This window comes from Gemmiger formicilis, from assembly GCF_016900095.1.
In the GTDB taxonomy this organism is placed as follows: Bacteria; Bacillota; Clostridia; order Oscillospirales; family Ruminococcaceae; genus Gemmiger; species Gemmiger formicilis_A.
The window spans coordinates 54,985-67,164 of the sequence record NZ_JACJJP010000002.1; the positions used below are offsets into that span (position 1 = coordinate 54,985).

Sequence of the window (12,180 nt, forward strand, 5' to 3'; positions counted from 1 at the left end):
GGGGGCAAAAAATCCCCAGCCCTTTGCTTTTGTCTCCGGGTGTGCTACAATAAACAATACACGCAGCGGCCGCCCCGGCGGTCGCCTTGATTTTTCGGAAAGAAGGCGCAGTCATGCCCGCAGCAACCCAGCCCCGCACCATGGCCGAAGGCAGCATCGGCCGCTGGATGCTCAGCCTGGCGGCACCCGCCGTGGTGGCCCAGGTCATCAACCTTTTGTACAACGTGGTGGACCGCATCTACATCGGCCACATGCCGGGGGTGGGCGCCACCGCCCTGACCGGCGTGGGGCTGTGCATGCCCATCCTCATGCTGGTCAACGCCTTTGCCATGCTGGCCGGCGCCGGCGGCGCCCCCCGGGCGGCCATCGCCATGGGCCGGGGGGACAACGACGCCGCCGAACGCATCACCGGCAACTGCCTCACCGTGCTGCTGGCCATTGCGGTGGCGCTCACCGTGACCTTCTACGCCTTTGCCCCCCAGCTGCTGCGGCTGTTCGGCGCCAGCGACGCCACCCTGCCCTATGCCCTGAGCTACACCCGCATCTATGTGCTGGGCAGTGTCTTTGTGCTGGTGGTACTGGGCATGAACCCCTTCATCACCACCCAGGGCTTCTCCAAGTTCAGCATGCTCACCACCGTCATCGGGGCGGTGTGCAACATCGTGCTGGACCCCATCCTGATCTTCGGGCTGGGCATGGGGGTGGCCGGGGCCGCCGTGGCCACCGTCCTCAGCCAGGGGGTCAGCGCCGTGTGGGTGCTGCTCTTCCTGTGCGGGGAGCGCACCCGCCTGCGGCTGCGCCTGCCCAACCTGCGCCCCCGGGCCAAGGTGATCCTGCCCTGCCTGGCCCTGGGCGTCTCCTCCTTCGTCATGCTCTCCACCGAAAGCCTGCTCAGCATCAGCTTCAACGCCAGCCTGTCCCGCTACGGCGGGGATGTGGCCGTGGGTGCCATGACCATCATCACCAGCGTCAGCCAGCTCATCTCCATGCCCAACCAGGGCATCTGCCAGGGCGGCCAGCCCCTCATCGGCTACAACTTCGGCGCCGGCCGCCCTGACCGGGTCAAAAAAGCCTTCGCCTGCCAGTTCGGCATCTGCGTGGGTTACGCCACCCTGTTCTGGGCGGCGGTGATGGTCTTCCCCCACCTGTTCGTGAACATCTTCAATTCCGACCCCGAGCTGGTGGAGTATACCGTCTGGGGTATGCGCATCTACATGGCGGGCATCTTTGCCAGCGGCTTCCAGACCAGCTGCCAGCAGGCTTTTGTGGCCCTGGGCCAGGCCAAGGTCAGCCTGCTGCTGGCCTGCGAGCGCAAGCTGATCCTGCTCATCCCCCTGATTTTCATCCTGCCTTACTTCATGCCGGACAACAAGGTGTTTGCGGTGTTCCTGGCCGAGCCGGTGAGCGATATCCTGGCCGCCGCCACCACCGTCACCGTCTTCATGACCCGGTTCAACAAGATCCTGAAAGCCGGGCCCGGCAAAGCCTGAGATTTTTGCCCAAAACACAGCGCCCCCACTCCCACAGACCTGTCAGGTTGCACAGGTTTTGGGGCTGGGGGCGTTTTCGGCTTTTCAGGACGGGCAAAGTGTGGTATACTGGTCCCACGGACCGGTTCTGGCCCGGCTTTTTTTCGCAGATACGAAAGGATTTTGTATATGAAAGAGAATCGTCCCAATGTCCTGCGCCTGGTTCTTCGTCTGCTGCAGGGCATGCTCATCGGGGTGGGGGCCGTGCTGCCCGGCATCTCCGGCGGGGTGCTCTGTGTGGTGTTCGGCATCTACAAGCCGGTGATGGAACTGCTGGGCGACCCCCTGCACAAGTTCCGCACCCACGTGCCCAAGCTGCTGCCGGTGATTGCGGGCGCTGCCGTGGGCTTTCTGGGGGTGGCCAAGATTCTGGCCTTCTTCCTGGAAACCTACCCCGCCCCCTCGGTCTGCCTCTTCATCGGGCTGATCACCGGCATGCTGCCCTCTCTTTTCCGGGAAGCGGGAGAGCAGGGCCGCCCCAAGGGCTGCGGCGCGGCCCTGGGCATCGCTTTCGCCCTGATCCTGGGCCTGCTCATCGGGCTGAACCTGTTTTCGGTGGTCATCACCCCCAACTTCGGGTGGTACCTGTTCTGCGGGTTCTGCCTGGCCCTCAGCGTCATTGCCCCGGGCATGAGCTTCTCCACCCTGCTCATGCCCCTGGGCCTGTACACCCCCTTCGTGGACGGCCTGGGCAGCCTGAAACTGGGCATCCTCATCCCGGCGGGCATCGGGGCGGTGATCACCGTCATCTGCCTGGCCCGGGCGGTGGATACCCTCTTCGACCGGTTCTACCCCTATGCCTTCCACGCCATCATCGGGGTGGTGCTGGCTGCCACCCTCATGATCGTGCCCTTCGACAGCTTCACGGTGTCGGCGGCTTCGGCGGTGGTGAATGTGGTCTGCCTGGCGGTGGGGGTGCTGGCCGCCCTGGCCCTGGACCGGTTCAATTCCCGGGTACCCAAGCAGGACGACTGAGATACACCAAACAGCAAACGGAGTGTTCCTCCCTTCCGGGGAGAAACACTCCGTTTTTTTTTACAGCAGTTTGGGGCCCAGCGCCTTGGAGGTGCGCTGCTTGGCGATGGTGGTCAGTTCCAGGTTGTCCATGGTAAAGCGAAGCACCAGCACTTCGGCCACATACAGCATGGCGATCTTGGCGGCAATGCTGCCCCCTTCCAGGGGGCTTTCCTGGGCGCCGCACAGCAGCACCACGTCGGCCAGGGCGGCGCCGGGGGAATCGGCGTAGTGGGTCATCAGGATGATGTGGGCCCCGCAGCTCTTGGCCAGGCGCAGGGTCTCCAGCATATCCCGGGTGGCGCCGGAGTAGGACACGAACAATACCACGTCTTCGGGCCCCATGAGGCTGGCGGTCAAAGCCTGCATGTGGCTGTCCCCGGCGGTGTGGAACTTGGTGGTCACGGTGGCAAACCGGGCCCAGATATCGTTGGCCAGCACCTGGCTGCCCCCCTGGCCGCAGCAGTACACCTGCCGGGCCCGCTGCAGCAGGGTGGCGGCCCGGTCCACGGCGGCGGGGTCCAGGGTATCCCGGGTGCCGGTGATGGCCTCGGTGCTCACCGCCGCCGCATAGGCGCACAGGCTGGCGGTGTCACTGCCCGGTTCCGGCTTGCCGGCGGCGGTGGGCTCGGCGGCGGCGTTGGCCTGGGCCAGGGCAATCTTCATTTCGTTGTACCCGTCAAAGCCCAGGGACCGGCAAAACCGGAAGATGGTGGCCTCGGCCACGCCGCAGGCCTTGGCCAGGGAGGAGATCGACAGATACTGTGCTTCCTCGGGGTGCTGGACCAGGTATTCGGCCACCAGCCGGCCGGACTTGGTCAGATCGTTGTGCTTGTCGCGCAGCAGCTGCCAGAAGCTCTGCTCTTTCATGCTGGGATCGTTCCTTTCTGCAGTGGGTTCTGCGGTGGGGACCCGTGAAGGGGCACGGGTCATAAGTGAAAAATATTTTCTATATTTAGTATAAAAGAAAGTTTTCTGTTTGGCAAGTGCGGCAAGTTGCTTAATCTGGCGATTGTGTATTGTATATATTGCCGGAAAATTCCGAAAAAAATGAAAACCTTTCCCGATTTTTCCACCCCGCATTTCCGGCCCTGCGGGGACAGCGGCCGCCCCGACGGAGAAAAAATCACGGAAAAAGGAAAAACTCTTTCGGGCAGGGCGGGGGAACCGGGGCGGCCGATCCGGTCAAAAAAGAAAAAATCTTACATTTTACATCCGGGCGCCTTCTGTCCGAAAAAAGGCCCGCCGCAGGGGGGACAGGGGAGAAGTATCGGAAAAACGGCGCTATTTGAAGAAAAAACGAGACGAAAAGTTCTGCCTTTGTATAAAACGTTGAAAAAACAGGGAAAAGATTGGGCAAAGAGCACCTAGACAAAATGAAAATAATTTTCTAAAATGAAATCACTGAAAGGGCGCGGACCCAAACGCCCGCAAACGGAACAAACACAAAGGAGAACATTATGAAGAAGCAGCTTTCCCTGTTGTTGGCGGCCGGTATGGCCGTGAGCGTGCTGGCCGGATGCGGCAGCACTTCCAGCACCACCACGACGGACAGCACCGCCACCGCCGACACCGGCGCTTCCAGCTCCGCCGCCACCGGTGAGGCCACCGCCATCACCCTGTGGACCTATCCCATCGGCAGCTTCGGCGATTCCGCCACCGTGGACAGCCTGATTGCCAAGTTCAACGAATCCCATCCCGAGATCAGCGTCACGGTGGAGTACCTGGACTACACCAACGGCGACGACCAGGTCACCGCCGCCATCGAGGCGGGCACCACCCCCGACATCATCATGGAAGGCCCCGAACGTCTGGTTTCCAACTGGGGCGCCAAGGGCAAGATGCTGCCCCTAAACGACCTGTGGACCGACGAGGCCGTGGCCGACATCTCCGCCACCAGCGAAAACGTGGTCAGCGCCTGCCAGTGGAGCGACGGCAACTACTATGAATACCCCCTGTGCATGACCACCCACACCATGGCCATCAACAAGGAAATGTTTGAGGCCGCCGGCGCTTTGCAGTACATCAACGACGACGGCACCTGGACCACCGAGAACTTTGCAAAGGCCCTCAAGGCCCTGAAGGATTCCGGCGTCTCCACCACCGCCATCGTCTACTGCGGCGGCCAGGGCGGCGACCAGGGCACCCGCGCTCTGGTGAACAACCTCTACAGCGGCCAGTTCACCAACGCCGACCACACCGCCTACACCGCCGACAGCGACGCCAACAAGAAGGCGTTGCAGCAGCTGGTGGACTGGGTTGACGAAGGTCTCATCACCTACGACGCCGCCGCCCAGGCCAGCGACGAACTGCAGCTGTTCGCCAACGGCAACGTGGCCATGACCCTGTGCTGGAACGCTTCCAACCAGGCCAACTATGCCGAGTCCGTCACCTTCACCGCCATGCCGGTGGCCTTCCCCTCCGACGACGGCGTGCCCGAACTGTGCGGCGGCATCTGGGGCTTTGGTCTGTTCGATAACGGCGACGACGCCAAGGCCGCCGCTTCCAAGGAATTCATCAAGTTCCTGTGCGACGACGCCGAGCAGGGCCCCGAAAGCGTCCGCCTGACCGGTTTCTTCCCCGTCCGTTCCTCCTTCGGCGATGTGTACGCCGGCACCGAGGATGAAGCCCGCATGGCGCAGTTCGCCAGCTTCATGCAGTATCTGGGCGACTACTACAACGTGGCTCCCGGCTGGGCCGAGCAGCGCACCGCCTGGTGGAACATGCTGCAGCAGATCTTCAGCGGCGTGAGCGTGGACGACGCCACCGCCACCTACCAGCAGAGCTGCGCCGACGCCATCAGCGCCGCGGCCTGACAAAACTGATATGCAAGGCGGCATGACCTGCCGCCGGGGACATGCCCCCTCCGGCCGCTGACAGCCGGCGGGGCCAGCCGCCCCCGCTCCATCGGGTCAAACAGGTGGAGCGGGGGTCTTATTTGTATCCGGTTCTTTTCCCCCGCGGGGGACCCATCTAGTAAAGGAGGGCCTTTGCATGGCTTCCAAAACCAAGGCGGCCGCCGCCGGCGGCGAAACCCTGACCTACAACCAGGGAACCTTCCGCAACTCGGCACTGGTGCGGCAGCAGACCCTGGCGGCTTATCTCTTCCTGCTGCCGGCACTCGTCTTCTTTGTCCTGTTCGTGGTGGTGCCCATGGTCATGTGCCTGGTCACCAGCTTCCTGGACTACCGCATGGGCAAGCCCCTCACCTTTGTGGGCTTCGCCCAGTACATCAAGATGTTCCGGGACCCCGTTTTCCTCAAGGCCCTGCAGAACACCTTCATCCTGGTCATCGTGGCCGTGCCCGCCGTCACCGCCTTTTCTTTGTGGGTGGGCTCGGTGGTGTACAAGATGTCCTCCTTCAAGCGCAGCTTCTACCGGTGTGTGTTCTACCTGCCGGTGGTCACCGGCACCGTGGCCGTGGCCGTGGTGTGGAAGTGGATGTTCAACAAGTACACCGGCCTGATCAACTACGTGCTGAACGCCGTGGGCCTGATCAACGAAAACATCAGCTGGCTGGGCGACGCCCGCTTCGCCCTGGGCTGTATCACCCTGATCCTCTTCACCACCTCCATCGGCCAGCCCATCGTGCTGTACATCGCGGCCCTGGGCAACGTGGACCCCTCCCTGATCGACGCGGCGGAGGTGGACGGCGCTTCCAACCTGCAGGTCTTCTGGCACATCAAGTGGCCCCAGATCATGCCCACCACCCTGTACATCCTGGTCATCACCACCATCAACACCTTCCAGTGCTATGCCCTGATCCAGCTGTTGACCTCCGGCGGTCCCAACCACGCCACCGATACCATCATGTACTACATCTACTACCAGGCCTTCAAGCTGAATGATTACGGCTACGGCAACGCCATGGGCGTGGTGCTGGCCATCATCATTGCCATCCTCAGCGCCATTCAGTTCAAGTTCGCCGGTTCGTCTGACTAAAAGGAGGGTCACACTATGGAATCCAGCGTCAAAAGCAAAGCCCTGACCCCCGGCAAGGTCCTGACCAACGTTGTTCTGGTGCTGCTGGCGGTGTTCTTCATCTTCCCGCTGTACTGGATCGTCACCGGTTCCTTCAAGGACCGCATTGCGGTCAACGCCAGCCCGCCGGTGTGGTTCCCCACCGAACCCACCCTGGACAACTACATCCGCCTGTTTGACAACCCCGCCCTGCGCTGGCTGGGCAACACCGTCTTCATGGCGGTGGTGGCCATGGCCCTGACCTGCATCACCGCCGCCATGGCGGGCTACGTGCTGGCCAAAAAGCGCTTTCCCGGCCGCAAGCTCATCTTCAGCATCATGATCTGCGCCATGGCCCTGCCCAAGCAGGTCATCCTCATCCCTTTGCTGAAAGAGATGAGCTTCCTGGGCCTGCACGACAGCCTGTGGGCGGTCATCTTCCCCACGGTGGGCTGGCCCTTCGGCATCTTCCTCATGAAGCAGTTCAGCGAGACCATCCCCGGTGAGATGATCGAAGCCGCCCGCATCGACGGCGCCGGCGAGGTGCGCACCTTCACCGACGTGGTGCTGCCCATGGTCACCCCGGGCATCGGCGCGCTGGCCATCTTCACCTTCATCAACAGCTGGAACGACTACTTCCTGCAGTTGATCATGCTGAACTCCAGCAACAACCTGACCATTTCCCTGGGCATTGCCAAGATCCAGGCGGAAATGTCCAACGACTTCGGCCTGATCATGGCGGGCGCCGCCCTGGCCGCCATTCCCATCATCGCCGTGTTCCTGGCCTTCCAGAAGTACTTCACCCAGGGCATCGCCATGGGTGCCGTCAAGGGCTGATACTGTATAAGGAGTGTTTGAACGATGAAAGACATCACCAGATACCGCGGCGTCATTCCGGCGTTCTATGCCTGCTACGCGCCGGACGGCTCCATCTCCACCGACGGAGTCCGCGCCCTGACCCGCCACCTCATCGGCAAAGGGGTGAAAGGGGTGTATGTGGGCGGTTCCTCCGGCGAGTGCATCTACCAGCATGTAGAGGAGCGCAAGGCCGTGCTGGAAGCGGTCATGGAGGAAGCCGCCGGCAAGATCACCGTCATTGCCCATGTGGCCTGCAACAACACCGCCGATTCCGCCGAGCTGGCCGCCCATGCGGAAAGCTGCGGCGTGGACGCCATTGCGGCCATTCCGCCCATCTACTTCCACCTGCCGCCCTACGCCATCGCCGCCTACTGGAACGCCATGAGCGCCGCGGCCCCCCACACCGAATTCGTCATCTACAACATCCCCCAGCTGGCGGGCACCGGCCTGACCATGCCCCTGCTGGAAGAGATGCTCAAGAACCCCAACGTCATCGCGGTGAAGAACTCCTCCATGCCCACCCAGGACATCCAGATGTTCAAGGACGCGGGCATCGCCGCCCGGGGTGCCGACGGCTTTGCGGTCTTCAACGGCCCCGATGAGCAGTTTGTCTCGGGGCTGGCCATGGGCGCGGACGGCGGCATCGGCGGCACCTACGCCGTCATGCCGGAACTCTTCCTGAAAATGTACGAGCTGGTCAAGGCCGGGGAGATCCCCGCCGCCCGCACCATCCAGTATCAGGCCGACCGCATCATCTACAAGATGTGCGAGGCCAAGGGCAACCTGTACGCCGTGCAGAAGGAAATTCTGCGCCGCCAGTACGGCCTGGAGCTGGGCGGGGTGCGCGCACCCCTGCCCAACCTGGAACCCGGGGACGAGGCTGTCGTCGCCAAGGCCCAGGCCATGATCGAAGCCGCCGTAAAGGCGCTGTAACGCCCGGCGGACCTTTGCCGAAAGGAGCTGTGCCATGATCACCGATACCCTTGCCAACCTGGCCCGGTACCGCGGGCTGCACAAGAACCTGGACACCGCCATCGCCTGGCTTGCCGGACACGATGTGACGGCGCTGCCCCTGGGGCGCACCGTCATCGACGGGGAGGCGGTCTTTGTCAACGTGATGGAGGCCGAGCTGCGGGACGCCGAGGGCGCCGCCTTCGAGTATCACCGCCGCTACGCCGACCTGCAGATTGATCTGACCGGGGCCGAGCGGTGGGACTGGGCCGCCGCGGGCACCCCGCTGGTATCCCACGCCCCCTACGACCCGGACAGCGATGCGGGCCTGGGCGCCGGGCCGGAACAGGCCACCGGCATGCTGGGAGAAGGGCGGTTTGCCCTCTTCCTGCCTGGGGAACCCCACAAGCCCAGCTGCCACTGCGGGGTGTGCACCCATCTGCGCAAGGCCGTGGTCAAGATCGAGATGGGTTGAAAGGACGCTATGATGGAAAAAGAACAACTGTTCAGACAGATCGAACACGGGCTCATCGTCTCCTGCCAGGCGCTGGAGAACGAGCCCCTGTACACCCCCGAAGGGGGGATCATGCCCCTGATGGCCAAAGCCGCCGCCATGAGCGGGGCGGTGGGCATCCGGGCCAACACGGTGCGGGACATCACCCAGATCAAGGCGGTGGTGGACCTGCCGGTCATCGGCATCATCAAGAAGGATTACCCCGGCACCCCCCTGTACATCACCGTCACCATGGACGAGGTAGATGCTCTGGTGGGCTGCGGGGTGGACATTCTGGCGGTGCAGGGCACCGGCGCTCTGCGCCCGGACGGGTCCACGGCGGCCCAGTTCATCAAGGCTGTGAAGGCAAAATACCCCGACCAGCCCCTGATGGCGGACATTGCCACCTTTGAGGAGGCCATGGCCTGCGCCGAAGCGGGAGCCGACTTTGTGGGCACCACCATGCGGGGCTACACCCCCGAAACCGCCGGCATCAACGACATCGATTTTGAATTTGTGGCCAGACTGGCCAGAGAATGCCCGGCCAAGGTCATTGCCGAAGGCCACATCCACTATCCCGAGCAGGCCCGCAAAGCCCTGGAAGCCGGGGCCTTTGCCCTGGTGGTGGGCGGGGCCATCACCCGCCCGGCGGAGATCACCGCCCGGTTCACCGCGGCCATCCGCGACCCGGGCTGAGAGGAGGACCCCATGGACAAGGTCTATCTGGGGGTGGACATCGGGGGCACGGCGGTCAAGCTGGGCCTGGTGGACACCCACGGCCGGGTCCTGGCCCGGGCCGAGGAGAGCGTGAGCTTTGACGGCTACAAAACCCCCATTCTGGACACGGTCACCGGGGCGGCGGCCCGCTTTCTGGCGGGGCAGAGCATCACCCCTGCGGGGGTGGGCGTTTCGGCCACCGGTCAGATCGACAGTGTGCAGGGGGTGGTGGCCGGCACCTGCGGCAGTCTGCCCGGCTGGGATGACGCCCCCATCCGCACCACCCTGGAAAAGGCCCTGAGCCTGCCGGTGACGGTGGCCAACGACGCCAATTGCATGGTGCTGGGGGAAGTGTGGGTCGGCGCGGCCAGAGGCTGCACCGATGTCATCGGCATCACCATCGGCACCGGGGTGGGGGGCGGCATCCTCACCGGCGGCCGCCTGCTGGAAGGCGCCCGGGGCCTGGGAGGCGAAATCGGCCATTACCGCACCCATGTGCGCCACGGCATGGCCTGCACCTGCGGGGCCGTGGGCTGCTGGGAACGGTATGCCTCCACCACCGCCCTGGTGCGGGCCGCCCAGGCCCGCAACCCCGCCTGGAACAGCGGCCGCGCGGTCTTTGCCGCCGCCGAAGCGGGGGACAGGGAAGTGCAGCTGCTGCTGGACGACTGGATCGAGGAGATCGCCCAGGGTCTGGCGGGGCTGGTGCACATCTTCAACCCCCAGCGCATCCTGGTGGGGGGCGGGGTATCCGCCCAGACCGATCTGCTCATCCGTCCCCTGGCCGACAAGGTGCAGGCATCGGTGATGCCCGCCTTCCGGCAGGGGCTGGACCTGCGGGCCGCCGAGCTGCACAACGACGCCGGCCTGGTGGGTGCGGTGTACTATCTGCGTCAGCACAAACCTGAACTGGTATGAAAAAAGGCTCCCCTTTTCCCAGGGGAGCCTTTTTGGTTGCTTGTTTACTGGCAGACGGCAGGCTGCTGGGCAAGCGGGTGCTTGCGGGAAACTCTTTCCTTTTCGTGCCCGAAAAGGAAACGAAAAGGGCCCGCCGTTCCGATGCGGCGGCCGCCGGCCGGGGCTGCGGCCCCGGACCCCGAGATGCGGCCACCTCACGACGGCCTACTCAGGTCCTGGGGGACCTGAGCAAGGAAGATGATTAAAATGGCTCTTCCGGAAAGCCTCCCCTGTGCAAGGGGGGCGCGCAGCTTCTTTTACCCCAAGCCTCCCCTGTGTAAGGGGAGGTGCCGCGCAGCGGCGGAGGGGTTGTAAACCCTGCCTGATTTCCCGTTACCGGGTAATACCGTCAAGTCTCCAACCCCTCAGACGGCCTTGCGGCCGCCAGCTCCCCTTGCACAGGGGAGCCTGTCTCTGCTCACACAAACAGACTTTCCACCAGCAGCAGCGCCAGCAGGCCCACATTGCACAGGGTGAACCAGGCAAAGTATCTGGGCCGCATCTCGGGATGCTGTTTGGCCACCAGCTTGTAGGAGATCAGGCTGGCCATGGAGGCGATCAGGGTGCCCAGGCCGCCCAGGTTGCAGCCCACAATGAGCTGGGGCCAGGCGCTGCTGTACCCCGAAAGGAGCAGCGCCGCCGGCACGTTGCTGATGACCTGGCTGGCCAGCACCGCCACGGCCACCTCGTGCCCGGCCAGAATCCCGGACAAAAAGTTCTGGAAGCTCTCGATACGGCCCATGTTGCCGATAAAGACAAAGAAGGCGATGAAGGTGCCCAGCAGGGAATAGTCGATGCGGGCCAGCAGGGGCCGGTCGCCGATGATCAGCACCACCGCCGTCACCGCAGCCACCCCCAGCGGCGGCAGCACCTTGGCGATGCACCCCAGGCAGAGCAGGGCACCCACCCCGCACAGGGCCATCTTGCGCTTGTCGCCCAGCGGGGTGGCGGGCAGGTCGGTGTGCACCGGCACGCTGCGGGGCAGCACGCACAGCACTGCAATGCACACCCCGGACAAAACCACATAGGGCAGCATCAGGGCACAGAAGGCCCCGAAGCTCATCCCCGACCGGTTGTACAGATACAGGTTCTGGGGGTTGCCCATGGGGGTGAGCATGCTGCCCAGGTTGGCGGCGGCGGTCTGCAGCACCACCGTGGGAATGACCAGCCGGTCCTGCCCGGCCATGTGCAACACGGTCAGGGCAAAGGGCACAAAGGTGATCAGGGACACATCGTTGGTGATGAGCATGCTGAAAACAAAGGGCAGAAACACCAGCACCAGCACCATCTGCCTTGTGGCGGCCATCCGGCGCAGCAGGGCCGCGCCCAGGGCGTCGAACAGCCCCAGACCCTGCAGCCCCTTGGTCACCGCCATCAGGCTGAAGAGCAAAGCCAGGGTGTCCCAGTCAATGTAGCCCGCCCAGGCGGCGTCCGGCGGCACCGCAATGGACGACAGAATCGCCAGCACCACCGCCACGGTGAGCACCACCTCGCTCTTGATAAACGCCTTGGCCCGCTGCAGCCACAGCAGCACCCGGCCCCATCCTGTCAGTTCCACCGATACATCCGCTCCTGTTTTTGTAAGAATCACGCCGGGGGCTTCCCCGGCGCGCGTTCTCTATTATACCAACCCGCCCGGCGGGATGCAAGAAGGAACCTCTCTCTTTTTCGGCGTGGGGGCGGACATTTTGCCCCTGCAAA

General features: G+C 63.7%; 12 protein-coding genes. 10 read left to right on the forward strand and 2 right to left on the reverse strand.

What is annotated here, in order from left to right:
* Positions 1 to 113: 113 nt before the first annotated feature.
* Together H6B15_RS01260 and H6B15_RS01265 are read left to right on the forward strand one after the other, a co-directional pair.
* Complete coding sequence (locus tag H6B15_RS01260) at positions 114 to 1,490, forward strand: MATE family efflux transporter (protein WP_204645265.1); 1,377 nt, start codon at positions 114 to 116, stop codon at positions 1,488 to 1,490.
* Between the two features lie 168 nt (positions 1,491 to 1,658).
* Entirely contained in the window at positions 1,659 to 2,504 is an 846-nt protein-coding gene (locus H6B15_RS01265; protein WP_204645267.1) for a DUF368 domain-containing protein, read from the forward strand.
* Positions 2,505 to 2,564: 60 nt separating this feature from the next.
* Here the strand turns inward: H6B15_RS01265 and H6B15_RS01270 are convergent, their stop codons facing one another.
* On the reverse strand, positions 2,565 to 3,413 hold the full coding sequence (locus H6B15_RS01270; RefSeq protein ID WP_204645269.1) for a MurR/RpiR family transcriptional regulator: 849 nt from the start codon (positions 3,411 to 3,413) through the stop codon (positions 2,565 to 2,567).
* A gap of 180 nt (positions 3,414 to 3,593) precedes the next feature.
* Here H6B15_RS01270 and H6B15_RS01275 point away from each other — a divergent pair, with 180 nt between their 5' ends.
* The 8 genes from H6B15_RS01275 to H6B15_RS01310 all read left to right on the forward strand — a co-directional run bounded on the left by H6B15_RS01275 (position 3,594) and on the right by H6B15_RS01310 (position 10,440).
* A complete protein-coding gene (locus H6B15_RS01275; RefSeq protein WP_204645271.1) occupies positions 3,594 to 3,914 on the forward strand; it encodes a hypothetical protein in 321 nt (106 codons plus the stop codon).
* An 89-nt stretch (positions 3,915 to 4,003) separates the two neighbouring features.
* A complete protein-coding gene (locus H6B15_RS01280) occupies positions 4,004 to 5,359 on the forward strand; it encodes an ABC transporter substrate-binding protein (RefSeq protein WP_204645273.1) in 1,356 nt (451 codons plus the stop codon).
* A gap of 178 nt (positions 5,360 to 5,537) precedes the next feature.
* Complete coding sequence (locus H6B15_RS01285; RefSeq protein ID WP_204645275.1) at positions 5,538 to 6,485, forward strand: carbohydrate ABC transporter permease; 948 nt, start codon at positions 5,538 to 5,540, stop codon at positions 6,483 to 6,485.
* A 15-nt stretch (positions 6,486 to 6,500) separates the two neighbouring features.
* A complete protein-coding gene (locus H6B15_RS01290; RefSeq protein ID WP_204645276.1) occupies positions 6,501 to 7,340 on the forward strand; it encodes a carbohydrate ABC transporter permease in 840 nt (279 codons plus the stop codon).
* A gap of 24 nt (positions 7,341 to 7,364) precedes the next feature.
* A complete protein-coding gene (locus tag H6B15_RS01295) occupies positions 7,365 to 8,294 on the forward strand; it encodes a dihydrodipicolinate synthase family protein (RefSeq protein WP_204645281.1) in 930 nt (309 codons plus the stop codon).
* Between the two features lie 34 nt (positions 8,295 to 8,328).
* Entirely contained in the window at positions 8,329 to 8,787 is a 459-nt protein-coding gene (locus tag H6B15_RS01300) for a YhcH/YjgK/YiaL family protein (RefSeq protein ID WP_204645282.1), read from the forward strand.
* Between the two features lie 12 nt (positions 8,788 to 8,799).
* Positions 8,800 to 9,501, forward strand: coding sequence for an N-acetylmannosamine-6-phosphate 2-epimerase (locus tag H6B15_RS01305; RefSeq protein WP_204645283.1), 702 nt, complete (start codon positions 8,800 to 8,802; stop codon positions 9,499 to 9,501).
* Positions 9,502 to 9,513: 12 nt separating this feature from the next.
* Entirely contained in the window at positions 9,514 to 10,440 is a 927-nt protein-coding gene (locus H6B15_RS01310) for an ROK family protein (RefSeq protein ID WP_204645284.1), read from the forward strand.
* Between the two features lie 457 nt (positions 10,441 to 10,897).
* On the opposite strand, the gene H6B15_RS01315 is transcribed toward H6B15_RS01310, so the two are convergent.
* Positions 10,898 to 12,037 carry an SLC13 family permease gene (locus tag H6B15_RS01315; RefSeq protein WP_345941905.1) on the reverse strand — a complete coding sequence of 380 codons (1,140 nt, stop codon included), beginning with the start codon at positions 12,035 to 12,037 and terminating at the stop codon, positions 10,898 to 10,900.
* Positions 12,038 to 12,180 lie beyond the last annotated feature (143 nt).